This is a genomic window from Streptomyces sp. NPDC048018 (assembly GCF_043202995.1).
GTDB lineage: Bacteria > Actinomycetota > Actinomycetes > Streptomycetales > Streptomycetaceae > Streptomyces.
In genome coordinates this window covers 513,775-538,267 of sequence record NZ_JBIDBK010000002.1, presented here as the reverse complement: position 1 = coordinate 538,267, position 24,493 = coordinate 513,775, and the positions used below count along the sequence as shown (strand labels likewise).

Below are 24,493 nucleotides of genomic sequence, written 5' to 3'. Positions count from 1 at the left end.
CGTCCGACACGTGGATGTTCTGTACCCGACAACGTGAGGTCGTCCCGCCCCTCTCGAATGTCCGACGGACAACCACCGTCAGGGGAGGGGTACATGACCCGCACGCAGGCCCACACCGACCCGTACGCAAACGAACTGCGCGCCGTGGCGAAGCACTTGGGGCGCCGTCGGTTCCTGACCGTCACGGGCGCCGCCGCCGCGCTCGCCTTCGCCGTGAACCTGCCGTCCGCCGGCACCGCCGCCGCGGCGGAGCTCGACCCCCGCAGGATCACCGAGAACCCGTTCACCCTGGGGGTGGCGTCCGGCGACCCGCTGCCCGGCTCCGCGCTGCTGTGGACCCGGCTCGCCCCGCACCCGTACGAGAGCGGCGGCGGCCTGCCCGGCGGCACCCGGGTGACCGTCCGCTGGGAGCTCGCCCACGACGAGCGGTTCACCCGGGGGCTCCGGCGCGGCACCGCCGTCGCGCACCCCGAGTTCGACCACGCCGTCCACGTCGAGGTCGACGGCCTGGCGCCCGGCCGGGACTACTTCTACCGCTTCCTCGCCGGCGGCTGGAGCAGCCCCGTCGGCCGCACCCGCACCGCGCCCGCTCCCGGTGCCCGCCCCACGGGCCTCAAGCTCGCCGCCGTGTCCTGCCAGGCGTACCACGACGGCTACTTCACGGCCTACCGCCACCTCGCCGAGGAGGACCTCGACGTCGTCTTCCACCTCGGCGACTACCTCTACGAGTACGCCGTCAACGCCACCGGCGGCGCCCGCGCCTACACCGACCGCCGGCTGCCCGACGTCTTCGACCGGGAGACCCTCACCCTGGAGGACTACCGGCTGCGCTACGCCCTCTACAAGTCCGACCCGGACCTGATGGCCGCGCACGCCGCCCACCCCTTCGCCGTCACCTGGGACGACCACGAGACGGAGAACAACTACGCCGGCGACGTCCCCGAGAACGACGTCCCGCCCGAGGAGTTCCTCATCCGCCGGGCCGCCGCCTACCGCGCCTACTGGGAGAACCAGCCGCTGCGCCGCCCCCAGCGGCCCACCGGCCCCGACATGCGGCTCTACCGGCGGCTGCGCTTCGGGCGGCTCGCCCAGTTCGACATCCTCGACACCCGCCAGTACCGCTCCGACCAGGCGTACGGCGACGGCTGGCAGACGCCGGGGCCCGAGTCGGAGGACCCGGCGCGCACCCTGACCGGCGCCACCCAGGAGCGCTGGCTGCTCGACGGCTGGCGCGACTCGCGCGCCACCTGGAACGTCGTGCCCCAGCAGGTCGTCCTCTCGGAGCGCCGCAGCGTTCCGACCGCGGCGTACAAGCTCTCGATGGACTCCTGGGACGGCTACCCGGCCTCCCGGCAGCGGATCCTCGCCGGCGCGCGGGCGGCCGGGATCGAGAACCTGATGGTCCTCACCGGAGACGTGCACGTCGCCTACGCCCTCGACATCAAGGCCGACTTCCGGGACCCGGCCTCGCGGACCGTCGGCACCGAGATCGTCACCACCTCCGTCACCAGCGGCAGGAACGGCTCCGAGCGCCCGTCCAACTACGACGACCTCACCCGGGCCAACCCGCACCTGCGCTTCTACAACGGCCGGCGCGGCTATGTGACGGTCGCCCTCGGCGAGGACAGCGCCCGGGCGGACTTCCGTACGGTCGCCTCGGTGACCACGCAGGGCGCGCCGGTGGTCACGGCCGCGTCCTTCGTCACGCAGGCCGGAAGTCCCGGTCTCGCACCCGCCTGACACGCGTAATCTGGGGAAGGTTTCAACGAAACGGAGAACTGATGCCGATACCGGAGAGCGGCCGGGCCACCAGCACCGTCGATCACACAGCCAGCGCACCGGTCGCCTCCGCGCGGAGGGCCGGGCTGCTCGTCACCCTCGTCCTCGGCGGGCTCACCGCCCTCCCGCCGCTCTCCATGGACATGTACCTCCCGGCCCTGCCGGAGGTCACCGAGGCGCTGCGCTCGCCCGCCGCCACCGTCCAGCTCACCCTGACCGCCTGCCTCGCCGGCATGGCCCTCGGCCAGCTCGTCGTCGGCCCCATGAGCGACAAGTGGGGCCGGCGCCGGCCGCTGCTCGTCGGCATGGTCGTGTACGTCCTCGCCACGGCCGTCTGCGCGCTCGCCCCCTCCGCCGCCCTGCTCATCGGCTTCCGGCTGCTCCAGGGCCTCGCGGGCGCCGCCGGCATCGTCATCGCCCGCGCCGTCGTCCGCGACCTGTACGACGGCGTCGAGATGGCCCGGTTCTTCTCCACCCTGATGCTGATCTCCGGCGTCGCGCCGATCGTCGCGCCCCTCATCGGCGGCCAGATCCTGCGGATCACCGACTGGCGGGGCGTCTTCTACGTCCTCACCGGCGTCGGCCTCGTCCTCACCTTCGTGGTCCAGCGCTTCCTGCACGAGACCCTGCCGCCCGAGCGGCGCCACGCGGGCGGCGTCGGCCAGGCCCTGCGCACCATGCGCGGCCTGCTCGCCGACCGCGTCTTCACGGGCTACATGCTGGCCGGCGGCCTCGCCTTCGCCGCCCTCTTCGCGTACATCTCCGCGTCGCCCTTCGTCGTCCAGGAGATCTACGGCGCCTCCCCGCAGACCTTCAGCCTGCTCTTCGGCGTCAACTCGATCGGGCTCGTGGCCGTCGGCCAGATCAACGGCAAGCTGCTCGTCGGCCGCGTCAGCCTCGACAAGGCGCTCGGCTGGGGCCTCGGCATCATCCTGCTGGCCGCCACCGCGCTGCTCCTCATGACCAGCGGCGTCTTCGGCGAGCCGGGACTCGCGCCGATCGCCGCCGGACTCTTCGTCCTGATGTCGGCGATGGGCCTCGCGATGCCCAACACCAACGCCCAGGCCCTCATGCGCACCCCGCACGCCGCCGGCTCCGCCTCCGCCCTGCTGGGCACCTCCTCGTTCCTCGTCGGCGCCGTCGTCTCGCCGCTGGTCGGCATCGCGGGCGAGGCCACGGCCGTCCCGATGGCCGTCGTCCAGGTCAGCTGCGCGGCCGCCGCCCTCGCCTGCTTCCTGCTGCTGTGCCGGCCCTGGCGCAGGCCCGCCGAAGCGCGTCCGGAAGGCGCCTAAAATGGGCCGGTGAACGCCTCCCTCCCCGCCGCTGACACCCTGCGCGCCGCCCTCGCCGCCGCCCTCGACGGGCTGCCGCCGCGGCAGGCCGCGCAGGCCGTCGAGCGGCTGATCGCCAACTACCGGGGGGCCACCCCGACCGACGCGCCGGTGCTGCGCGACCGGTCCGACGTCGCCGCCTACGCCGCGTACCGGATGCCCGCCACCTTCGAGGCGGTGAGCAGCGCCCTGTACGCCCTCGCGGACGCCGCGCCCGACTGGGCGCCCGCCACGCACACGGACGTCGGCGGCGGGACCGGGGCGGCGAGCTGGGCCGTCGCGGAGACCTGGGAGGGCGCGGCCCGCACCACCGTCCTGGACTGGGCCGAGCCGGCCCTGGCGATCGGCCGGGAGCTGGCCCGCGGCGTCTTCGACGCCGATTGGCGCCGGGAGCGGATCGGCGGCGCGCTCAAGCTCGCCGACACCGACCTGGTGACCGTCTCCTACGTCCTCAACGAGCTGACCGAGGCCGACCGCACCGCGCTCGTCACCGAGGCCGCGCGCGCCGCGCAGGCCGTCGTCATCGTCGAGCCGGGCACCCCCGACGGCTACGAGCGGATCATCGAGGCCCGCACCCGGCTGGTGGAGGCCGGCTTCACCGTCGCCGCGCCCTGCCCGCACAGCGGCGCCTGCCCCATCGTGCCGGGCACCGACTGGTGCCACTTCGCCGCCCGGGTCAGCCGTTCCTCGCTGCACCGCAAGGTGAAGGGCGGCTCGCTGCCGTACGAGGACGAGAAGTTCGCCTACGTGGCCGCCAGCCGGTTCCCCGTGACCCCGGTCGCCGCCCGCATCACCCGTCGGCCCCAGATCCGCAAGGGCCAGGTGCTGCTCGACCTGTGCGGTCCGGACGGGCTCGGCCGGGACACCGTCACCAAGCGCCACGGGCCCCTGTACAAGCAGGCCCGTGACGCCGAGTGGGGTGACCCCTGGCCGCCGGCGGGCGGCCGGGACGAGGACTAGGCGCTCACCGGCGCCCGTCTCCCACCGGTACCTGTCCCGAGACACCGGCCCCGTCTCTCACCGGCGCCGTCTCTCACCGGCCCCGGCACTTCACCGGCCCGGCACCTCCCCGGTCCCGGGCCCCTCACAGGCTCCGGGGCCGGAGCTCCTGGGTGCAGCACTTCACGCTGCCGCCGCCCTTGAGCAGCTCTCCCAGGTCCATCCCGATCGGTTCGAAGCCGCGCTCCCGCAGCGGGCCGAAGAGGCCCACCGCCGCCTGGGGGAGGAGGACGTGCCGGCCGTCGCTCACCGCGTTGAGGCCGAGCGCGGCGGCGTCCGTCCCGGTGGCGAGCAGCGCGTCCGGGAAGAGCCGCTTCAGCACGGCGCGGCTGCCGGGGGAGAAGGCGTCGGGGAAGTACATGATCTCGTCGCCCGCGTCGTCCAGGACGCACAGCGCCGTGTCCAGGTGGTAGTAGCGCGGGTCCACCAGCTCCAGGCCGATCACCGGCCGCCCGAAGAACTCCTGGGCCTCGTCGTGCGAGAGCGGGCTGGAGCGGAAGCCCCGGCCGGCGAGGATCCAGGAGGCGGTCACGGCGAAGTCGCCCTCGCCCTCGTTCACGTGCTCCGGCTCCCGCAGGTCCGTGTCCGGGAAACCGTTCCTGCGGAACCAGTCCAGGTGCGCCACGGCCTCCGCCGAGCGCTCCGGGTGGGCGAACCTGGCCCCGAGGACACGGCCGTCCACCACGGTGGCGCCGTTCGCGGCGAAGACCATGTCCGGCAGGCCCGGGGCCGGGTCGAGCAGTTCGACGGTGTGGCCGAGTGCGCGGTAGCGATCGCGCAGGTCCTCCCACTGCGCGAGGGCGAGCGGCAGGTCGACCGGCTTCGTGGGGTCCATCCAGGGGTTGATGGAGTAGGTCACCTCGAAGTGCGTGGGTGCGCACATCAGATAACGGCGGGGCGAGGCCTCGCGCGGAGTGTGGCGCAAAGAGGGCTCCTCTACGGTCGCAGATCGGCGATGCTGATCGGTGAGCCCATGGTCCGCCTTCCGGGGGCCGCGCGCAGTGGACCGTTCGGGTGGTTCGGATGAAGAACGGGTAGCGAGACGGAACGTCTCGTCGCCTGGTAGCGTGGGCCCATGTCCGACACCAAGGCGCCCGACTCCTCCCGCCGCAGCGAACGCTCCCGCCGCGCCATCTACGCCGCCGCGCTCGACCTCGTCGCCGAGGCCGGCTACGCGAGGACCACCGTCGAGGGCATCGCCGCCCGGGCCGGTGTCGGCAAGCAGACCATCTACCGCTGGTGGCCCGCCAACTCCAAGGCCGCCGTCCTCATGGAGGCCTTCCTCGACCTCGCCGAGCAGGCCGCCGGGGCCGCGGGCGGCGACGCCGTACGTGAGATCCCCGACACCGGCGACCTCGCCGCCGACCTCCGGCTCGTGCTGCGCGCCACCGTCGACGAGCTGAACGACCCCGCCTTCGACCGGCCCACCCGCGCCCTCGCGGCCGAGGGCGTCGTGGACCCCGCGCTCGGCGCCGAGTTCACCGCCAAACTGCTCGAACCCCAGCTCCAGGCCTACGTACGCCGTATCGAGGCGGCGCAGCGGGCCGGTGACATCGACCCGGCCGTCGACCCGCGGACCGCCCTCGAACTCCTCGTCGGCCCCCTCCACCACCGCTGGCTGCACCGCACCCTGCCGCTCACCCACGCCTACGCCGACACCCTCGTCGACTACGCGCTGCGCGGCCTCTCCGGCCGACCGTGACCGAGGCAACGGGCCCCGGTTCCCGACTCCGGTCACCCGGGGAGCAGGATGGTGGGACGATGGAGAGCCCGTAGGACCGAACGGGCGGGCATGAGGTGAGGGGATAGATGGGCGACGGCATCGGCCGCTACCGCGGCACGGAGAGCAGACTCGCACAGTGGCTTCGCAGGCGCCCCAAGCGCAGCGCGGCCGACATCGAGAACGACCGCGAGAAGACGCTCCTGGCCGTCGCCGCCGCGGGCATGCCCCTCGCTCCCGCCGCGCACCCCGTCGGCTACCGCTGCTCCTGCGAGCGGATCGGCTGTCCCACCCCCGCCCGGCACCCGGTCTCCTTCGCCTGGCAGACCCAGTCGACCACCGACCGCGCCCAGATCGAGCGCTGGGCCCGCAACCAGCCCGAGGCGAACTTCATCACCGCCACCGGCATGGTCCACGACGTCCTCGACGTCCCCCTCGCCGCCGGCCGGGCCGCCCTGGACCGGCTGCTCGCCGAGGGCGTCGAGGTCGGTCCGGTCGCCGTCTCCGGCGCGGCCGAGGACCGTGCCGACGGGGGCCGCATGCTGTTCTTCACGGCCACCCGCGGCACTCCCGAGGACGAGGACGAGTGGTGGCCCTGCGAGCTGGACTGCCATCCCGAGACCATGGACGAGCACCCGGGCCTGCGCTGGCACTGCCGCGGCAGCTACGTGCTCGTACCGCCCTCCCGGCTCCCCGGTGACGAGGGCGCGCAGCCGGAGCTCGGCTGGCTCCGCGGCCCCGAGCACCCGCTGCCCGAGCCGCTGAGCCTCATCGAGGCCCTCACCGACGCCTGCGGCCGCCACGCCGCCGAGCACGGCGGCTCCGTGGACCACGAGGCCGCCTGGCCGCTCAGCCGCTGAGCGCGCCCCCGACGCGGGCGGAGGCGTTCCCTCCGCCGGGCCGGGGCCCGCGGCGCTACGAGCCCTCCGCCGCCGTCACTCCCTGGACCCGGCCCAGGACCACGACCCCGTCGGCCGCCGTGCCCGCCGGCTTCACCAGGACCGCCTGGCTGGACACCCAGCGCTTGGTGATCGTGTCCTTGACCTCGCCGGTCATCAGCGCCTTCACGTCCCGGCCCACCTTCGGCCGGTAGCCCGGCGCGGCCGTCTGCCGCTCGAAGTAGCGGGTGGCGAAGAAGACCAGGGCGCCGCCGTCCTCCGTGGCCAGCCCCAGCGGCGCGAAGTCCCCGCGGCTCTCCGGCTGGTCGACGTACTGCGTGACGAGCCCGGGCCGGTTCGCGGCCTTCTTCCGCTCGGCCCGCCACTCGGTGGTCTCCGGCCCGGCGGCGAACGGCCCCTGCTGCCCGTCCCTGAGGAACGACACGTACCGCTCGCCCAGCTCCGCCGGTGCGACCGCGAGGTCCTTGGTGGCGGCGGCGACCGGAACGGCGTACCCGGCCTCGGTCTTGAAGGCGGGGACCTTGCCGGGGGCCAGGATCGACAGATAGGCGACCTGCCACGGCTCCGCGGCGGCCGCGCGCACGAAGACCAGGACCCAGCGGTTGTCGCCGGGGCCCTGGTCGGTGTCCCGGTTGGAGTCGGTGTCCGCGACGAACCAGCGCGGCCAGCCGGCCTTCCGGGGTATGGCGTACCGGGCGTCGGTGAGCTTCAGGGGCCGGTGGTCCTTGTTGCCGCCGGGGCTGCTGACCTGACGCGACCTCAGGCCGGCCTGGTTGATCTCCCCGAGCGGGCCGGTGACCCGGCCCGCGTCGAGCGTCGGGTCGTAGGCCTTGTCGGCCTTGTTGAAGGCTTCGGTGAAGTCCTCGAGGGCCTGGTCGGCCTCGGCCCGGCTCGTCGCGGGAATCAGCTCCCGCTCGCCGTGCACCGTCACACAGCCGCTCGCGGTCAGCGCCAGACCGGCGGCCGTCACCGCCGCGAGGAGCGTGTCAGCCGGCCGCTTCCGCCCGGTTCGCGTCAGCCTTCTCATCGGTCGCCTTCTGCTTCTCCACCCGCTGGGACGGACCCGACCCTACCGGGGCCAGGAAGATCGCGAGCGTGGGGATCAGATAGAGCGCCCACACCGTGACCTGAAGGACCGTCGGGTCGGGCTGGAAGTTGAAGACGCCCTTCAGGAGGGTGCCGAGCCAGCCGTCCGGGGCGATCGTCTCGGAGATGTCGAAGGCCTTGTTCTCCAGGCCGCCCAGGAAGCGCGCCTCCTGGAGGTCGTGCACGCCGTACGCGAGGACGCCCGCGGCCACCACGACCAGCATGCCGCCGGTCCAGGTGAAGAACTTCGCCAGGTTGATCCTCAGGGCGCCCCGGTAGAACAGCCAGCCCAGGAAGACCGCCGTGAGCAGGCCCAGGACCACGCCGGCCAGCGGCGCGTGGGAGCCGTCCGAGGAGGCCCGCACCGACGCCCACACGAACAGCGCCGTCTCCAGACCCTCGCGGCCCACCGCCAGGAACGCGGTCGCGACCAGCGCGCCGGTGCCCATCTGCAGGGCCGCGTCCAGCCTGCCGTGCAGCTCCGCCTTCAGGTGGCGGGCGGTCCGGCGCATCCAGAAGACCATCCAGGTCACCAGACCCACGGCCAGGATCGACAGCGAGCCGCCGAGCGCCTCCTGCGCCTCGAAGGTCAGCTCCTGCGAGCCGAACTCGAGTCCGGCGCCGAAGGCGAGCGCGAGCCCGACCGCGACGCCGATGCCGATCCAGATCGGCCGCAGGGCGTCGCGGCGCCCCGTCTTCACCAGGTACGCGATGAGGATGCAGACGACCAGGCTGGCCTCGAGTCCCTCACGCAGGCCGATCAGATAGTTCCCGAACACGTCGGTTCCCTTCCGGAGTTACGAGGCTTCCGAGCTAGGCGAACAGCGCCCGGCCCCACCAGTCGTCCTTGTCGCGGACGCCCGGCGGGATGGCGAAGACCGCCGAACCGACGTGCTGGGTGTACTCGTTGAGCGCGTCGTGACGGGCCAGCGAGGTCTGCACCGGGATGAAGCCCGTGCGGACGTCCTTCTGGTACGCCAGGAAGAACAGGCCCGCCTCCAGCCGGCCGAGGCCGTCCGTGCCGTCGGTGAACGAGTACCCGCGGCGCAGGATCGTGGCCCCGCCGTTGGAGTCGGGGTGCGCCAGGCGCACGTGCGAGTCCGGCTTCATCGCCTTCAGGAACGGCTCGTCGTGCTCCTTGGCCTTGCCGACGGGCGCGCCTTCCCTCTTGTCGCGGCCGAAGATGTCCTCCTGCTCGGCCAGCGGGGTGCGGTCCCAGGTCTCGATGTTCATCCGGATGCGCCGGGCGACCAGGTAGGAACCGCCGGCCAGCCACGCGGCCGGACCCTCGGCGTCCTTGCCCGACACCCACACGTGCTCGGCCAGGCGGTCGGTCTCGGTGCCCGCGATGTTGCGGGTGCCGTCCTTGAAGCCGAACAGGTTGCGCGGGGTCTGCGCGTCCGGGGTCGTCGAGGACGTCTTGCCGAAGCCCAGCTGCGACCAGCGCACCGCGACCTTGCCGAAGCCGATCCGGGCCAGGTTGCGGATGGCGTGCACGGCGACCTGGGGGTCGTCGGCGCAGGCCTGGACGCACAGGTCGCCGCCGCTGCGGGCCGGGTCCAGGTTGTCGCCCGGGAACCTGGGCAGGTCCACCAGGGCCCCGGGCCGCCTGCCCTGCAGACCGAAGCGGCCGTCGAAGAGCGAGGGGCCGAAGCCGATGGTGAGGGTGAGCCGGGAGGGCTTGAGGCCGAGGGCCTCGCCCGTGTCGTCCGGCGGGGCCTCCGGCAGACCGCCGTAGGCGCCCTCGCCGACCTCGTGTCCGGCCGTCATGCGCTCGGCGGCCCGGGTCCAGTCCTTCAGGAGCTGGATCAGTTCCGCGCGGTCCTTCGTCTTCACGTCGAAGGCCGCGAAGTGCAGCCGGTCCTGGACGGCGGTGGCGATGCCGGCCTGGTGCTCGCCGTGGAAGGGGACGGCCGCGCCGGTCTCGGCGACGGGCACGGCGGTGTCGCCGCCCCGGGTCAGGGCGACGGCGCCGCCGGCCGCGGCGGCACCGAGCGCGAGCCCGGCACCGCCCCAGCCGATGACGGAACGGCGGGAGGGAGCGGCCGCGGCCTGCTCGTCCGTGTTCGCGGAGTCCGTGGTCATCGTGGTGTCCCCCTTACTTCACGACGGCGGCGGCGAGCTTGGAGAGCGGCTCGGCCAGCGCATTCACGCCGTCCGAGAGCTCCTTGCGCTGCTCCTTGCCGACCTTCTCGTACGAGGTGAAGACGTAGCTCGTCTTGTCCGCGCGGTACTTGTCCAGCAGGGTGTTCAGCGCCGCGAACTGCTTGTCGAGCTCGGCGACCAGCTTGGGGTCGTTCTTCTGCGCGACCGGCTTGAGGAGCTCGAAGGACTTCTGGGCGCCCTCGACGTTGGCCTTGAAGTCGACCAGGTCGGTGCGGGAGTAGCGCTCCTCCTCGCCGGTGACCTTGCCGGAGGCGACCTCGTCCAGGAGCTCCTTGGCGCCGTTGGCCATGGAGGTCGGGGTGATCTCGGCCTTGCCGACCCGCTTCTGCCAGTCGGCGAGGTCCTTGTCGAGCAGGTCGGCGAGCTGCTTCTCGCGGGCGCCGATCTTCTTGTCCTGCCACAGCGCCTTCTCCAGGCGGTGCCAGCCGGTCCAGTCCGTCACCGGGTTCTGGCCGGCCTCCAGGCCGTCCTCGCGGACGTCGACCTTCGGGTCGATGTCGCCGAAGGACTCGGCGACCGGCTCGGTGCGCTCCCAGCCGATGCGGGAGTCGGCGTAGGCCTTCTTGGCGGCCTCGACGTTCCCGGCGCGGACGGCGTCGGTGAAGAGCTTCACCTTCGGCAGGGTCTCGTCGGCCTGCGCCTGGACGTACTGGCGGTAGGCGGCGACGGCGGCGTCCATCTCCGGGGAGCGCTTGGCGGCCGCGGCGCCCGCGCCGGTGGCCGTGACCTGCCGGCGGATGCCGTCGCCCTTCATGCCGGGCTTGCAGGCGATCGCGTAGTCACCGGCCTTGATCTCGGCGGTGATGGTCGCCTTGGTGCCGGGGCCGATGTTCTCGCGCTCGGTGACGATCCGGTCGTCCGGGAAGAGGACGTAGACCTCGGTGACCTTGCTGCCGCGGTTCTCCACGTTCAGCTTCACGTGGCCGGCCGGGAAGTCCTTCTTGGAGACCTCGCAGGAGTCGTCCTTGGCGATCACCTGGATCGCGCCGTCGTCCGCCTTCGAGTCGCTTTTCTGGGAGCAGCCCGTGACGGCGGCCAGAGTCGCCGCGGTGGCGGCGGCGGTGACGACGGAGAGACGGACGGCTCGCATGGGGGCTCCACTCGGGGGCTGAACGGCGGGGACGGGGTGAGGCGGACCTAACTTAACCGAGGCTTACCTCAGCAATACCCGCCCGTCCAGTGATTCAGCTCTCAGGCCCGGCGAAGCGGACACGGTGCGGTAACGGGGGGCTCGTGGAGTCTTCATGGTGAGGTCAAGGGATCGTAAAGCCGGGTGGATTGTCCGTATTCGGGGGGGGGCGGATCGGCCGGACGGGCGGGACACCGGTGCGCGCGCCCCCGCGCCCCCCGGGCGACCGCCGCCCCCCGGGCGAACCACCGGCCCCCGGGCGACCACCGGCCCCCGGGCGACCGCCGGCCCACGGGCGGGGCCGCGGCGCCCGCCGGTGCGGCCCCGCCGCGTGCCCGGATACCGTGCGGGGCATGCGCCGAGAGATCCTCCCGGGAGCCCTGGTCCTGACCGGACACGCCGACCGACTCCCCGCCCTCCGCGCGGAGATGACCGACGGCCGCCGGATGCTGGTCCGGCAGGGGGAGCGGCCCGTCCTCCTCGCGCGAGCCGACGAGGACCGCGGGGGCGTCACCGTGCACCGCCGCGCCGGCTACCGCTCACCCCTCCCGCCCCTGCGGGCCGCCGAGGCACGGCGCCGTCCCGACTGGCTCCACCGGTTCGCGAGCGCACTGGAGGCCTCCGGCCGGGGCCCGCTGTACGCCGACCGTCTGCTGCTCACCCGACGGTCCGGGTTTCCCCCGTACGTCTGGCGGGGCGACTTCGTCCATGACTGGCCCACGGCCCGCCTCGAAGAGAGTGAGGGCTGGAACGGCGTGCTGCCCCTGCGCCGGCTCTCCGCCCCCGACGCCCCGCGGGTCAAGGCGTACCGGCGACTGGCGCGCGAGGGCGTCCTGCCGCCCGTCCTGCTGTGGTGGATCTCGGCCTTCGACGGCTGGCTCCTGCTCGACGGGCACGACCGGGCGGTGGCGGCGCTCGCGGAGGGGCGGGACCCTGAGGCGCTGGTACTGGCGCGGGGCGAGGACGAGGAGACCGTGGCCGCCGTCCAGGGCGCGACCGCCGCGGCGTTCGAGCGGCGGCCGGACACCCTCCCGCCCGGCCGAGGACCGGCGCGGGAGACGCCGGCCCGGTACTGCTCCGATGCGCTCGCCGCCGCCCCCTACGACGAGGCCCGCACGCTGGCCCTGCCGATTCCCGGCGGTCCCGCCGAGTGGGACGCGTGGATGGTTGAATTCCGGCATGAACACGACTGACATCGACGTCCTTCGGGTCTTCTGCGCGGGCGACGGCCGCCACGGCAACGCCCTCGGGGTCGTGCGGGACACGCGCGGCTACCCCGAAGAGGGCGCGCGGCAGGCGCTGGCCAAGGAACTCGGCTTCAGCGAGACCGTGTTCGTGGACGACCCGGAGCGCGGGATCGTCGACATCTACACCCCGGGGCTGCGGCTGCCCTTCGCCGGGCACCCGCTCGTCGGCGCGGCCTGGCTGCTCGACCTGGAGGTCGTCTGTCCGCCGGCCGGCGAGGTGTGGGTGCGGGGCGACGGGGAGTTCACCTGGATCGAGGCGCGCGCCGAGTGGGCGCCGCCGCGCACGCTGCGGCAGTACGGGTCCGCCGCCGAGGTCGAGGACCTGGCCGTGCCCGAGCCGGGGGAGTGGATCTACGCCTGGGCCTGGGAGGAGGAGGCCGCCGGGCGGATCAGGGCGCGCGCGTTCCCCGGGCGCGGCGACGGCATCGACGAGGACGAGGCGACCGGGGCGGCGGCGCTGCTGCTCACCGCCGAACTGGGCCGCGCGCTCAACATCACCCAGGGCCGGGGCTCGCAGCTGCTCACCGCTCCCGGCCCCGACGGCATCGTGGAACTCGGCGGCCGGGTCCGGCTGGAGCGGACCCTGACCGTCTGAGGACCCGCCCGGCCGCCCCGGTGTCAGGCGGCGCTGAGCGGGAACTCGCCCGCCAGCTCCCGGAACACCGCCCCGTTGAAGTCGAAGGCGCGCTTGCACTCGTCGACGATCCGCTGCTTCTCCAGGTCGTCCGCCTTCACGCCGTCGAGGAGTTCCCGGTACCCCCGCTTGAAGGCGGCCGGGTTGGCGATCCCCTCGAAGACGTAGAACCGCACGCCGTCGCCCTTGCGCGTGAAGCCCCAGGTGCGCTCGGCCTTGTCGCGGATGATCTGACCGCCCGACAGGTCGCCCAGGTAGCGCGTGTAGTGGTGGGCGACATAGCCCGCGGGCCAGTCCCGCGCGCACTCGGCGACCCGCGCCGCGTAGGCCTCGGTGGCCGGCAGGGCCGTGAGCCCGGCGCGCCAGCCGGGGCCGCGCAGGTGCGCGAGGTCCTGCTCCAGGGCGGCCGTGCGGAACAGTTCCGGCTGTATGAAGGGCCCGGCGACCGGGTCGGTCCGCAGCGCCTCCGCGCCGTCCTCCAGGGCGCGGTACACGAACCAGAGCTGCTCCGTGTAGCGCGCGTAGGCGTCCACGGCCAGCCGGCCGCCGAGGAGGTCGCTCATGAACGTCGACGACTCCGCCTCCGTGTGCTGCTCGTGCGAGGCGGTGCGGATGAGCGTCGAGAAGGGGGTGTCCAAGGCATGCCTCCGGGGCAGTCGGGGCCGTAGGGGTCGGGAACCACTGCGGATCGTGCCGACTTAGGCTTGCCTAAGTCAATGGTTCCCGACGTCCTGTCGGTAAAACGCTACCCTTCGGAGGGGTCAGGGCAACGTGAGAATCTCCGCGCCGGTCTCGGTCACCACGAGCGTGTGCTCGAACTGCGCCGTCCGCTTCCGGTCCTTGGTCACCACGGTCCAGCCGTCGTCCCACATGTCGTACTCGTGCGTGCCCAGCGTCAGCATCGGCTCGATCGTGAACGTCATGCCCGGCTGGATGACGGTGGTGTGGTGCGGGGAGTCGTAGTGCGGAATGATCAGCCCGGAGTGGAAGGACGAGTTGATGCCGTGCCCGGTGAAGTCCCGCACGACGCCGTAGCCGAAGCGCTTGGCGTACGACTCGATGACCCGGCCGATGATGTTGACCTGGCGCCCCGGCTTGACCGCCTTGATCGCCCGGTTCAGCGACTCCCGGGTCCGCTCGACGAGCAGCCGCGACTCCTCGTCGACGTCGCCGCACAGGTAGGTGGCGTTGTTGTCGCCGTGGACGCCGTTGATGTACGCGGTCACGTCCAGGTTCACGATGTCGCCGTCCCTGAGGACGGTCGAGTCGGGGATGCCGTGGCAGATGACCTCGTTGACGGAGGAGCACAGCGACTTGGGGAAGCCGCGGTAGCCGAGCGTGGACGGGTAGGCCCCGTGGTCGCACATGAACTCGTGGGCGACCCGGTCCAGCTCGTCCGTGGTGACACCCGGAGCGATGTGCTTGGCGGCCTCCTCCATCGCCTGCGCGGCGATGCGGCCGGCGATGCGCATCCGCTCGATGGTGTCGGAGTCCTGCACCTCCGGGCCGGAGTACGGGGCGGGGGCGGGCTTTCCGACGTACTCCGGGCGGCGGATGGACCCCGGAACGGAACGGTGGGGGGACAGCTCCCCCGGTACGAGAAGCGACTGGCCAGACATGTCAGCGAGTCTAACGACCGCGTCTGGGGCAGCATGGTGACGGAGGAAGGAGCCGAGGATGGCCCTGTTCAAGAAGCGCACGGCCGGCAAGCCGGGCGAGTGGTACTACTGCCTGCAGCACAAGAAGGTCGAGGAGGGCCCCGAGTGCCCGGCGAAGGACCGCTTCGGCCCGTACACCAGCCGTGAGGAGGCGACCCACGCCATGCAGACCGCCGAGGAGCGGAACCTGGAGTGGGACACCGACCCGCGCTGGCACGACAAGGCCGGAAAGGACGACCCCGAGGCATAGGGCCCGCCCTGCGGAGAGGCATGGGGCCCGCCGCCCTGCGGACCGGGCCGGGCCCGCTGCCCGCGCCACGCGCCTCCGCCTGCGGGTGACGCCGCCTGCCGGAGGGGCCGGGCCCGGCCCGGTCCGCAGGACAGGCCAGGCCCTACGCCGCGAAGGGCGGGCCCCACGGCGCCGGGGCGGCGGCCGGCCCCGCGAGGCCGCCGCCCGCCGGCGCCGGGAAGCGCGCCGTGGCCAGCACCGTGCCGTCCGGCCCCAGCAGCCGGGCGCCGGTCACCGTCGCCGGGTCGACCTCGGCCGGCGCTCCCCAGTACCCGTAGCCGTCCCGGAGCGGGAACGACCCCACCGGCACCGCGGACCCGTCGGCCCGCACGAGGAGACAGCGGACCGGCCCGGGTCCCGCCCCCGCCAGGTCCACGGACATGTAGACCCAGCCGCCCGCGCCCCGGCCCGAGCCCGGGTGGGCGTAGATCCGTCCCACCGGGTGCCCCTGCGCGACCAGCGCCGTCTCCAGGAGGCCCGCCGGCCGCTCGACGGCCGGCGGCGCGCTCTCCACGGTCGTGCCGACCGCCCACCCGCCGAAGCCGCAGGCGAGCGCCGCCGCCAGCGCCGCCAGGGCGAGCCGCACCCTCCCGCGCCGCCGCCGCGCCGGGACCGGCGGCGGATTCAGCACCCGCGCCACCCGTGACTCGAAGCCGACCGGCGGCTCCGCCTCCGGCAACAGCCCCAGCAGACCGTCCCCCACCGCGGTCAGCTGCCCGACGTACTCCCGGCAGTCCGCGCAGCGGTCCAGATGGGCCACCGCCTCGGCCCGCTCCCGGGCCGGCAGCACCCCGAGTGCCAGCTCGGCGCCGAGGTCCCGCAGCCGTGCGCACTCCACGACGCTCACCGCCCCTCCTTCGGCTCGCGCCGCTCCGCCTCGTTCGCCAGGAGCGCCCGCACCTTGATCGTCGCGGTCCGGATCCGGGTCTTGGCCGTGCCCAGGGGGATGTCCTCGCACCCGGCGATCTCGCGCGCCGTCATCCCGTAGATCCCCGCCATCACCAGCGCCCGCGCCTGCTCCCGCGGCAGCGTCGCCACCGCGCGCCGCACCCGCTCCGAGCCCTCCTCCGCGAGCGCCCGCCGCTCCGGCGTCTCCGTCACGGCCCCGAGCAGCGCGTCCAGGTCCTCGGGCGCGACCGGGCTCGCCCGCCTGGCCCGTACCGCGTCGATCGCCAGGTGGTGCGCGATGGTGGTCAGCCAGGTCCGTACGGAGCCGCGCCGCGAGTCGTAGATCTGGGCGTGCCGCCAGGCCCGCTCGAAGGTCTGCTGGGCGATGTCCTCGGCGAGCTGGGGGTCGCCGACGACGGCGACGGCCACGCCGAAGACGGTGCGCTGGAAGCGGCGCACGAAGGCCACCGCGATCTCCGGGTCGCCCGTGGCCAGACCGGAGAGCAGTGCCTCGTCGGGTACCCGCCCCAGAGACGGGCCCATGTTCCGCATACCCGTGGATACGTTCCGTGGCCCCGGAGGGATTGCCTCCCCGCCGGGACGCCGTCCCCGCCGGACCGTCTGCCCCGCGGGAGGACCTGCGCCCATTGTCCGCCGCAATCCGCGGCCGCGGCACCGGCGTATCCCCTGCGGAGGACCGAACCATGACGCAGCCACGAACCCGGAACCGCGTGGCGCTCGGCCTGGCGGCCGGCGCCCTCACCGCCCTGCTCGCCGCCTGCGGCGACGACGGCGGAAACGGCGGAGGCACCACCACCCCGCCCCCGAGTCCGACGACGACCACGGCGGCGACCCGCGTCGACGCGGACCTCGCCGACTACCGCATCACCCTGTCCCGGCAGAGCTTCGAACCCGGCGCCTACCACTTCGTGGTGAAGAACACCGGGCAGCAGACCCACGCCCTGGAGATCGAGGGCTCCGGCGGGGAGAACAGGACCACGACGCTCGGACCCGGAGAGTCCGACACCCTGAACGTGACGCTGAAGTCCGGCACCTACACGCTCTCCTGCCCCGTCGACGGGCACAAGGACCTGGGCATGAAGACGCAGATCACGGTCGGCGGCCCGTCACCGAACACCGGCTACTGACGCGTCCTCGCCGCCCCCGGCCGCCGCCGGCGCGTCCTGCCGCGCCTTGCGGGCCAGCGCGTCCTCGTCCGTCGTGGCGTCGTACGCCAGCAGCTTCGGCAGCGCGAGGCACAGCAGGCCCACCGAGGCGACGCACGCGACACCGCCCGACCAGACGGCGGCCCGGGTGCCCGTCCAGCCCGCCATCGTGCCCGCGCGGACCTGACCGAGCTGCGGGCCGACGCTGTATGAGAGGACCTCGATGCCCGCGAGCCGCCCCCGCAGCCGCTCCGGGATGGTCTGGTTCCAGATGGTCGCGCGGCCGAGGCCGCTCAGCATGTCCCCGGCGCCCGCGAACGCCAGGCAGAGCAGCACCAGCCAGATGTTCCCGAACCAGCCCGCGGCGGCGACGGCCAGGCCCCAGCCCGTCGCCCCCGCCACCACGAGCAGACCGTGGCGGCGCACCCTCGACGTCCAGCCGCTGGTGAGCCCCAGCACGAGCGAGCCGACCGAACCGGCCGCGTACATCAGGCCGAGCGACCAGTCCGCGTCGAGCTCGTCGGCGAGGAACGGGAAGACCGTGTTCGGGAAGGCGAAGAACATCGCCGCGAGGTCGACCGCGTACGTACCGAGCAGCACCGGCCGCGACCACGCGTACCGCGCGCCCTCCACGATCCCGCGCAGCGACGGCCGGTCCGCGCCGTGCGCCGGCGGCGCGGGCGAGAGCCGGCGGCACAGCAGGACCGAGACGGCGAAACCGGCGACGGCCACCGCGTACGCGGGCGCGGGCCCCGCGTAGGCGACGACCAGGCCCGCGAGCGCGGGCCCGGCGATGGAGCCGACCTGCCAGCGCAGCGAGTTCAGCGCGGCGGCCGCCGTCTGCTGCTCGTGCGGCACGATGCGGGCCATCAGCGAGTCGAGCGCCGGCCGTTGCAGCCCGGCGAGGGCCGAGACGCCCGCGGCGACGACGTACAGCGGCCACAGCAGCGGCCGCGGCAGCAGCGCGTCGAGCAGCAGGACCAGGGCGAGGACGCCGAGCCCGGCCTCCGTCGCCACGATCACCTTCCGCCGGTCGACGGCGTCGGCGAGCGCCCCGCCGTACAGCCCGCACACCACCAGCGGCACCAGCTCCACGGCGCCCATCGCCCCGACCGCGAACGGCGAGCCGGTCAGGTCCTTGATCTGCAGCGGCAGCGCGATCAGCGCCATGAAGCTCGCGAAGAACGCGACGATCCCCTGCACCCAGAGCAGCCGGAAGTCACGGGAGGAGCGCCAGGGGGCGAGATCGGGGAACAGACGGGCGAGGCGTTTCACGAGGGGCCATGCTCGGCGCGGCGCCCGCCCCGGGCAACCGATTTAGGCGGCGGCCCGGGAGGCGGCCCGGGCGGTGCGGCGGCCTCGCCGCTCCGCCCCGGACCCCTCCCCGCCGTCGTCGGGCGGAGCCCGCGCCACCGGTCGGGGCGGCGCGCCGGCGCGGGTCTCACCATTGCTCCGGCGGCGGGGCCGTCAGCTGGTCCGCGAGACGCGAGAGGCGGTCGCGGAAGCGCAGGCGGCCGCGCGGGACGGGCGGCGGACAGTTCTCGCCGGTGGCCGCGCTCACCAGGTGCTGCACGGTGTCCAGGTCCACCCCCGCGTCCGCCGCCACCGTCAGCGTCTCGTGCGCCAGGCCGAGCAGTTCCGTGTCGCCGCCGTCCAGGGACAGCACCGTCGCCCCGGCCCGGCGCGCGTCGTGGACGCGTTCGAGCAGGCCCTCGTCCGGCCGCGACGGCGCGACCATCAGCAGCGTCGAGCCGCGCCCCGCCGACCGGATCCGCCCGAGCCCGACCGCCAGGTGCGCCGGGTCGCCGGGCCGCACCCGGTGACGGACGAGCGTCGGGGCCAGCTCGGGACGGCCCGACCAGGCGGACTCGTCGACGAGGTGCGCGGCCAGGTGCCACGGCTCGTACTCCGCGGTGCCGACGAGGAGCAGCCCGCCCCCGTGGGAGACGACGGAGGACCGCAGCGCGCCGGCGAACCGGCGGGCGGCGGCCGGCCACTCGGTCCCGGCCAGTACCTCGCGCAGCAGTGCGACACGTACGGCGTCCATGGGCCGCATGGTGCCGGAGACCGGGCCGCACGGGTGGGTGTTCGGGGCGGACTCACCCGGACGGGTCCGGCCGGGGCGACCGGCCAGTAATGTCGAGGCCATGACTTCCTCCACCACTGCACCCGCCCCCAAGGACCCCTGGGACCTCCCGGACGTCTCCGGCCTCGTCGTCGGTGTCCTCGGCGGCACCGGCGACCAGGGCCGTGGCCTCGCCTACCGGCTCGCCAAGGCCGGCCAGAAGGTGATCATCGGCTCGCGCGCCGCCGACCGCGCCCGGACCGCCGCCGACGAGCTCGGCCTCGGCGTCGAGGGCGCCGACAACGCCGAGTGCGCGCGGCGCAGCGACATCGTCATCGTGGCCGTGCCGTGGGACGGGCACGCCAAGACGCTGGAGTCGCTGCGCGAGGAGCTCGCCGGCAAGCTCGTGGTGGACTGCGTGAACCCGCTCGGCTTCGACAAGAAGGGCGCCTACGCGCTCAAGCCGGAGGAGGGCTCCGCCGCCGAGCAGGCCGCGTCGCTGCTGCCGGACTCGCGGGTCACGGCCGCCTTCCACCACCTGTCGGCGGTGCTGCTCCAGGACGCGTCGATCGACGAGATCGACACCGACGTGATGGTCCTGGGCGAGGTCCGGGCCGACGTCGAGCTCGTCCAGGCCCTGGCCGGACGCATCCCCGGCATGCGCGGAGTCTTCGCCGGCCGGCTGCGCAACGCCCACCAGGTCGAGTCGCTGGTCGCGAACCTGATCTCGGTGAACCGCCGCTACAAGGCCCACGCGGGCCTGCGCGTCACGGACGTCTGAGTCGGTCCGACCCGAGCCGGTACCGGCGCGGACCGGGGCATGGGGGACACTGGACGGGCACCACCCGCCGTACCCGGACAGGAGCCGACCCCATGCCCCGCCTCGCCCTCTACGCCCTGGTCGTCTGCGCGCTCGCCGTCGCCGCGGCCGTCCTCTCCTTCGCCCGGGGCAGCCTGATCGGCATCGTGTGGGTGCTGCTCGCCGGCCTGTCCTCGAACATGGCGTGGTTCTCCATCAAGCGGGCCAGGACGACGGCCGGGAGCCAGGGCTGAACTCCGCGGCCGCCCCTCAGGCGACCTGGCAGAACTCCGGCGTGTCCTCCCAGAACCGGAAGAGGTTCGAGCCGCAGTAGCGGGACAGCTCCGGCACGTCGAGCGCCCGCAGCAGGGCGTCGATCCCGTCGAAGAAGGCGCCGTTGACCGCCGGGACGAAGAGCAGCGCGATCACCACGAAGAAGCCGTAGGGCGCGAACGGCTCGATCTGCCGCTTGATGCCGTACGACAGCCAGGGCTCGACCACGCCGTAGCCGTCCAGGCCCGGAACCGGCAGCAGGTTCAGCAGCGCCGCCGTCACCTGGAGGAACGCCAGGAACGCCAGCGCGTACTGGAACGCGAGGGGCACCCCGTCGAGCGCGCCGAGCCAGAACGGCGCGGTGCACACGACGGCGAACAGGACGTTCGCGAGCGGTCCGGCGGCGGAGATGAGGCTGTGCTTCCAGCGGCCGTGGACCCTGTTCCGGTCGATGAACACCGCACCGCCCGGCAGACCGATGCCGCCCATGATCACGAAGAGCACGGGCAGGACGATGCTCAGCACGGCGTGGGTGTACGCGAGCGGGTTGAGGGTCAGATAGCCGCGGGCCCCGACGGTGATGTCCCCGCCGTGCAGGGCGGTGCGGGCGTGCGCGTACTCGTGCAGACAGAGCGACACGACCCACGCCGAGGTCACGAACAGGAACACCGCCAGCCCCGGCAGCGCCGCGAAGTCGCTCCACACGGCCCAGCCGGTGACGGCCATGACCGCGAGGATCGCCAGGAAGACGGGGCTGATCCGCCGCTCGTCGTGACGATGCGTGGTCGTGGCCATGGATGGACTCCCGGAAGGCGCGCGTGAGGGTGCGGTACGGCGGTGTGCCGTGCCCGGGAAACGTACCGGCCCCCGGTCCGGGTTCCGCCCCCGGGCCCCCACCACGCCCCCGAGCGCGGCCCGCCCCGTCCTCCTCCCCGGCGCGGCCGTCCCGTCCGGCACCAGGACCTCGCCCCGCGGCGCGCGGCGGGGCCGAACCCCGTGGGTCCGGGGCATGCGTCTCGCGGAGAATGGCCCCGTGCGCTATTCCGTCCTCGGCCCCACCCGGGCCCACACGTCAGAAGGCAGCGTCGCCGTCGGCGGCCCCCGCGTCCGCGCGCTGCTCACCGTGCTCGCGCTGCGGGCCGGACGCGGCGTGCCCGTCGGGGTGCTGGTCGACGAGGTGTGGGCGGCCGACCCGCCCGCCGACGCGGTCGCCGCGCTGCAGGCGCTCGTGGGCCGGCTGCGCCGGGCGCTCGGCCACGAGCGCGTGGTCTCCGTCGACGGCGGCTACCGCCTCGACGCCACCCCCGAGGACGTCGACGCCCACCGCTTCGTCCGCCTCACCGCCGACGGCGTGCGCGAGCTGGACGCCGGCCGCCCCCGCCCGGCCGCCGAGCTGCTCGACGAGGCCCTCGCCCTGTGGAAGGGACCGGCGCTCGCCGACCTTCCCGACCGCGCCGCCGAGGCCGCCCGCTGGGAGGCCCGCCGGGTCGACGCCCGCCGGGCCAGGCTGACCGCCGCGCTCGCCCTCGGCGAGGCCACCGCCGCGCTGCCCGAGCTCGCCGCCCTGTGCGCGGAGCACCCGCTGGACGAGCCGCTGCAGGCCCTGCGCATCCGCGCCCTGCGCGACACGGGCCGGCCCTCCGAGGCGCTCGCCGCCTACGAGACCGTCCGCCGCGGGCTCGCCGAGCGGCTCGGCGCCGATCCGTCCCCGGAACTGCGCGCCCTGCACGCCGAGTTGCTGGACACCCCGGACCGGGCCGCCGCCCCGCCGCCCGCCGGCCGCCCGCCCGTGGGCAACCTGCGCGCCCGCCTCACCAGCTTCGTCGGCCGCGAGGACGACATCGCGGCCCTCCAGGGCGATCTGCGCACCGCACGACTCGTCACCCTGCTCGGCCCCGGCGGCGCCGGGAAGACCCGGCTCTCACAGGAGGCCGCCGAGCGGGTCGCCGCCGAGTGGCGCGACGGCGTCTGGCTGGTCGAACTCGCCCCCGTCACCGACCCCGAGGCCGTCACCGAAGCCGTGCTCGCCGGGGTCGGCGCCCGCGAGACCGTGCTCTTCGGCGCGGGCGCCGAGGAGCTGCGCCTCGGCGAGGAGCCGACCGGCCGGCTCCTGGAGTACTGCGCGGACCGCCGCATGCTCGTCCTGCTGGACAACTGTGAGCATGTGGTGGGTGCGGCGGCGGAGTTGGTGGAGGTGTTGCTGGCGCGGTGTCCGGGGGTGACGGTGCTGGCGACGAGTCGTGAGCCGTTGGGGGTGCCGGGGGAGGTGGTGCGGCCGCTGGGTCCGTTGCCGTGGGCGACGGCGGTGCGGCTGTTCGGTGAGCGGGGGGCGGCGGCGCGGCCGGGTTTCGACGTGGCGGAGGACGCGGAGGCGGCGGCGGAGATCGTGCGGCGGCTGGACGGTCTGCCGCTGGCGATCGAGCTGGCGGCGGCCCGGTTGCGGATGCTGGGGGTGCGGCAGATCGCGGAGCGGTTGGACGACCGTTTCCGGTTGCTGACGTCGGGGGCGCGGACGGTGTTGCCGCGGCAGCAGACGCTGCGTGCGGTGGTGGACTGGTCGTGGGACCTGTTGGACGGGGCGGAGCGGGCGGTGCTGCGCAGGCTGGCGGTGTTCACGGGTGGGTGTGATCTGGAGGCGGCGGAGGCGGTGTGCGGGGGCGGGGCGCCGGGTCCCGCCGCCGGCGCGGGGGCCGGCTTCGACGCCGGTGCGGATGCGGGGGATGTGCTGTCGCTGCTCGGTTCGCTGGTGGACAAGTCGTTGGTGGTGGCGGCGGAGTCGGAGGCGGGGATGCGGTACCGCCTTCTGGAGACGGTGGCGGAGTACGCGGCGGAGCGTCTGGACGAGGCGGGGGACCGGGAGGCGGCCGAGCGGCGCCATCTGACGTACTACCGGGAGCTCGCGCGGCACACCGACCCCGAACTCCGCACCGGCCGCCAGGTCGCCGCCGTCGCGCGCTTCGGGGCCGAGTACGGGAACCTGCGGACCGCGCTGCGCCGGGCCGTGGCCGCGCGGGACGAGCACGAGGCACTGGTCCTGGTGCACTCGCTGCTCTGGTACTGGAACATGCGCGACCTGCGCGTCGACGCCCTGCACTGGTCCGAGGCCGTCGCCGCGCTCGGACCCGACCCCTTCGGCTCGCCGCCCGCCCCGGTCGTACCGCTGGAGGAGCCGTGCACGGCCGCGCCCCCGCCGCTCTCGGAGGAGCAGCTGTGGGAGGCCCGGCGCGGGGTGCGGCTGGTCGAGCTGATGAACATGGACCACGAGACCGGCCGGTGGACCACCCCGGAGGGGATCGAGCGGCTGAAGCTGATCACCGGCGTCTACTCGCCGGGGCTGCCGCAGACCTGCCGCGTGCCGGGCTCCTTCGCCGTCTTCGCGGTGCTCCTCATCGGTGAGGCCGGCCGCATGCAGGCGGCCCTCGACGCCCACGTCGACGCCTGCCGCCGCCACGGCTACGACTGGGAGCTCGCCAACGCCCTCCAGTTGCGCGCCAACCTCCTGGCCAACCGCGCCGACCTGGCCCTGAAAGCGGGCGCCGACGCCGAGGAGAGCCTGGAGATCTTCGTGCGCCTCGACGACGCGTGGGGCGCGGCCGAGGCGCTGTCCTCGCGCGCCGAGGCCCGGGAGCGCCGGCTGGAGTTCGAGGGCGCCGCCGAGGACTTCGCCGCCGCCATCGCCTACGCGCAGCGCATCGGCGCCCAGGCGCAGATGGCGCTGCTGCGCGCCCGGTACGCGGACATGCTGATCGAGACCGGGCGGCGGGAGGAGGGCGAGCGGATCCTGCGGGAGGTGGTGGAGGGCGAACACGGCCGTGGCCACGAGCCGATGCTGGCGGCCCGGATCTTCCTCGCGATCCTGCTCGCGCGCACCGGCCGCACGGCCGAGGCGCGCGAGCACCTGCTGCGGCTGCTCGACGACTTCAAGGCCGAGACCTTCTCCATCTTCGAGGGCTTCACCCTCGGCAGCCTGGGCTGGGTGGACAACCTCGACGGGCGCTACGCCTCGGGGTTCGCGCTGTCCCGCCGCGCGTACGAGCGCTCGCTGGGCGCGCTGTCGCTGATGGTGGCCCCGCAGATGCCGGCGATCCACCTGATCACCGCCGCGTGGTCCCTCGCCGGTCTCGGCGGGGCGTCGGCGCGGTGCGCCGCGACCCTGCTCGGCGCGTACGAGGCACTGATCCCGCCGGCCCATCTGCCCTCGCCCATGGAGCAGGAGAACCGGCGCCGGGCGACCGAACTCGCCCGGTCCGCGCTCGGCGACGAGGCCGTCTTCGAGGCGGCGTACGCCGAGGGCGACGGCCTCTCCCTGGAGGAGGCCGCCGCCCTGCTCGAACGCGCCGACGCGATCTGAGGCGCGCCGAGTCC

24 protein-coding genes are annotated in these 24,493 nt (G+C 74.2%); 12 read left to right on the top strand and 12 right to left on the bottom strand.

Going from position 1 to position 24,493, the window contains the following annotated elements; translation table 11 throughout:
- Window positions 1–93: 93 nt before the first annotated feature.
- From ACGF1Z_RS08270 to ACGF1Z_RS08260, 3 genes are read left to right on the top strand one after another with little or no spacing between them, the layout of a single operon-like run.
- A complete protein-coding gene (locus ACGF1Z_RS08270) occupies window positions 94–1,740 on the top strand; it encodes an alkaline phosphatase D family protein (RefSeq protein WP_393001274.1) in 1,647 nt (548 codons plus the stop codon).
- A 41-nt stretch (window positions 1,741–1,781) separates the two neighbouring features.
- Window positions 1,782–3,071: a Bcr/CflA family multidrug efflux MFS transporter gene (locus tag ACGF1Z_RS08265; protein WP_393001272.1), complete on the top strand. Its 1,290-nt coding sequence runs from the start codon at window positions 1,782–1,784 to the stop codon at window positions 3,069–3,071.
- Window positions 3,072–3,080: 9 nt separating this feature from the next.
- On the top strand, window positions 3,081–4,070 hold the full coding sequence (locus ACGF1Z_RS08260; protein ID WP_393001270.1) for a small ribosomal subunit Rsm22 family protein: 990 nt from the start codon (window positions 3,081–3,083) through the stop codon (window positions 4,068–4,070).
- A gap of 124 nt (window positions 4,071–4,194) precedes the next feature.
- Here ACGF1Z_RS08260 and ddaH read toward each other — a convergent pair whose 3' ends face one another.
- Window positions 4,195–5,034 carry a dimethylargininase gene (gene ddaH, locus ACGF1Z_RS08255; protein WP_393001268.1) on the bottom strand — a complete coding sequence of 280 codons (840 nt, stop codon included), beginning with the start codon at window positions 5,032–5,034 and terminating at the stop codon, window positions 4,195–4,197.
- A 150-nt stretch (window positions 5,035–5,184) separates the two neighbouring features.
- Between ddaH and ACGF1Z_RS08250 the strand changes: the two genes are divergently transcribed.
- Both ACGF1Z_RS08250 and ACGF1Z_RS08245 read left to right on the top strand, forming a co-directional pair.
- Entirely contained in the window at window positions 5,185–5,811 is a 627-nt protein-coding gene (locus tag ACGF1Z_RS08250) for a TetR/AcrR family transcriptional regulator (protein ID WP_393001266.1), read from the top strand.
- Between the two features lie 107 nt (window positions 5,812–5,918).
- Window positions 5,919–6,689, top strand: coding sequence for a bifunctional DNA primase/polymerase (locus tag ACGF1Z_RS08245; protein ID WP_393001264.1), 771 nt, complete (start codon window positions 5,919–5,921; stop codon window positions 6,687–6,689).
- A gap of 55 nt (window positions 6,690–6,744) precedes the next feature.
- Here ACGF1Z_RS08245 and ACGF1Z_RS08240 read toward each other — a convergent pair whose 3' ends face one another.
- The 4 genes from ACGF1Z_RS08240 to efeO are packed head-to-tail and all read right to left on the bottom strand — an operon-like array spanning window position 6,745 to window position 11,070.
- Window positions 6,745–7,755: a hypothetical protein gene (locus ACGF1Z_RS08240; protein ID WP_393001262.1), complete on the bottom strand. Its 1,011-nt coding sequence runs from the start codon at window positions 7,753–7,755 to the stop codon at window positions 6,745–6,747.
- Window positions 7,715–8,593, bottom strand: coding sequence for an iron uptake transporter permease EfeU (gene efeU / locus ACGF1Z_RS08235; RefSeq protein ID WP_393001260.1), 879 nt, complete (start codon window positions 8,591–8,593; stop codon window positions 7,715–7,717). The genes ACGF1Z_RS08240 and efeU overlap by 41 nt, the downstream gene beginning before the upstream one ends.
- A 34-nt stretch (window positions 8,594–8,627) precedes the next feature.
- A complete protein-coding gene (efeB, locus tag ACGF1Z_RS08230) occupies window positions 8,628–9,899 on the bottom strand; it encodes an iron uptake transporter deferrochelatase/peroxidase subunit (RefSeq protein WP_393001258.1) in 1,272 nt (423 codons plus the stop codon).
- Window positions 9,900–9,912: 13 nt separating this feature from the next.
- The gene (gene efeO, locus ACGF1Z_RS08225; protein ID WP_393001256.1) at window positions 9,913–11,070 is read right to left on the bottom strand and encodes an iron uptake system protein EfeO; all 1,158 of its coding nucleotides are present in this window, start codon (window positions 11,068–11,070) and stop codon (window positions 9,913–9,915) included.
- Window positions 11,071–11,462: 392 nt separating this feature from the next.
- Here efeO and ACGF1Z_RS08220 point away from each other — a divergent pair, with 392 nt between their 5' ends.
- Both ACGF1Z_RS08220 and ACGF1Z_RS08215 read left to right on the top strand, forming a co-directional pair.
- Window positions 11,463–12,302: a hypothetical protein gene (locus tag ACGF1Z_RS08220; RefSeq protein ID WP_393001254.1), complete on the top strand. Its 840-nt coding sequence runs from the start codon at window positions 11,463–11,465 to the stop codon at window positions 12,300–12,302.
- Window positions 12,289–12,951 (top strand): PhzF family phenazine biosynthesis protein, encoded by a 663-nt coding sequence (locus ACGF1Z_RS08215; RefSeq protein ID WP_393001252.1) that lies wholly within the window; start codon window positions 12,289–12,291, stop codon window positions 12,949–12,951. Before ACGF1Z_RS08220 ends, ACGF1Z_RS08215 begins: the two co-directional genes overlap by 14 nt.
- A gap of 23 nt (window positions 12,952–12,974) precedes the next feature.
- Here the strand turns inward: ACGF1Z_RS08215 and ACGF1Z_RS08210 are convergent, their stop codons facing one another.
- Window positions 12,975–13,628, bottom strand: a complete 654-nt coding sequence (locus ACGF1Z_RS08210) for a heme oxygenase (biliverdin-producing) (RefSeq protein WP_393001250.1) — start codon at window positions 13,626–13,628, stop codon at window positions 12,975–12,977.
- Between the two features lie 123 nt (window positions 13,629–13,751).
- Entirely contained in the window at window positions 13,752–14,609 is an 858-nt protein-coding gene (map, locus tag ACGF1Z_RS08205) for a type I methionyl aminopeptidase (protein ID WP_393001248.1), read from the bottom strand.
- A 58-nt stretch (window positions 14,610–14,667) separates the two neighbouring features.
- On the opposite strand from map, the gene ACGF1Z_RS08200 reads away from it, so the two are divergent.
- Complete coding sequence (locus ACGF1Z_RS08200; protein WP_393001246.1) at window positions 14,668–14,898, top strand: hypothetical protein; 231 nt, start codon at window positions 14,668–14,670, stop codon at window positions 14,896–14,898.
- A gap of 142 nt (window positions 14,899–15,040) precedes the next feature.
- On the opposite strand, the gene ACGF1Z_RS08195 is transcribed toward ACGF1Z_RS08200, so the two are convergent.
- Together ACGF1Z_RS08195 and ACGF1Z_RS08190 are read right to left on the bottom strand one after the other, a co-directional pair.
- Window positions 15,041–15,784, bottom strand: coding sequence for a hypothetical protein (locus ACGF1Z_RS08195; protein WP_393001244.1), 744 nt, complete (start codon window positions 15,782–15,784; stop codon window positions 15,041–15,043).
- Window positions 15,781–16,377 carry an RNA polymerase sigma factor gene (locus ACGF1Z_RS08190; protein ID WP_393001242.1) on the bottom strand — a complete coding sequence of 199 codons (597 nt, stop codon included), beginning with the start codon at window positions 16,375–16,377 and terminating at the stop codon, window positions 15,781–15,783. Before ACGF1Z_RS08190 ends, ACGF1Z_RS08195 begins: the two co-directional genes overlap by 4 nt.
- A gap of 152 nt (window positions 16,378–16,529) precedes the next feature.
- On the opposite strand from ACGF1Z_RS08190, the gene ACGF1Z_RS08185 reads away from it, so the two are divergent.
- A complete protein-coding gene (locus tag ACGF1Z_RS08185) occupies window positions 16,530–16,973 on the top strand; it encodes a plastocyanin/azurin family copper-binding protein (protein WP_393001240.1) in 444 nt (147 codons plus the stop codon).
- Here the strand turns inward: ACGF1Z_RS08185 and ACGF1Z_RS08180 are convergent.
- Together ACGF1Z_RS08180 and ACGF1Z_RS08175 are read right to left on the bottom strand one after the other, a co-directional pair.
- On the bottom strand, window positions 16,953–18,266 hold the full coding sequence (locus ACGF1Z_RS08180) for an MFS transporter (RefSeq protein WP_393001238.1): 1,314 nt from the start codon (window positions 18,264–18,266) through the stop codon (window positions 16,953–16,955). The two genes, ACGF1Z_RS08185 and ACGF1Z_RS08180, sit on opposite strands and share 21 nt — an antisense overlap.
- A 166-nt stretch (window positions 18,267–18,432) precedes the next feature.
- Complete coding sequence (locus ACGF1Z_RS08175) at window positions 18,433–19,038, bottom strand: hypothetical protein (protein ID WP_393001236.1); 606 nt, start codon at window positions 19,036–19,038, stop codon at window positions 18,433–18,435.
- Window positions 19,039–19,138: 100 nt separating this feature from the next.
- Between ACGF1Z_RS08175 and npdG the strand changes: the two genes are divergently transcribed.
- Window positions 19,139–19,837, top strand: coding sequence for an NADPH-dependent F420 reductase (gene npdG, locus ACGF1Z_RS08170; protein ID WP_393001234.1), 699 nt, complete (start codon window positions 19,139–19,141; stop codon window positions 19,835–19,837).
- Between the two features lie 92 nt (window positions 19,838–19,929).
- Window positions 19,930–20,109, top strand: coding sequence for a hypothetical protein (locus ACGF1Z_RS08165; RefSeq protein WP_393001232.1), 180 nt, complete (start codon window positions 19,930–19,932; stop codon window positions 20,107–20,109).
- 16 nt (window positions 20,110–20,125) lie between these two features.
- Here the strand turns inward: ACGF1Z_RS08165 and ACGF1Z_RS08160 are convergent, their stop codons facing one another.
- Entirely contained in the window at window positions 20,126–20,923 is a 798-nt protein-coding gene (locus ACGF1Z_RS08160; protein WP_393001230.1) for a site-2 protease family protein, read from the bottom strand.
- 238 nt (window positions 20,924–21,161) lie between these two features.
- Between ACGF1Z_RS08160 and ACGF1Z_RS08155 the strand changes: the two genes are divergently transcribed.
- Window positions 21,162–24,479, top strand: coding sequence for a BTAD domain-containing putative transcriptional regulator (locus tag ACGF1Z_RS08155; protein ID WP_393001228.1), 3,318 nt, complete (start codon window positions 21,162–21,164; stop codon window positions 24,477–24,479).
- Window positions 24,480–24,493: the final 14 nt, after the last annotated feature.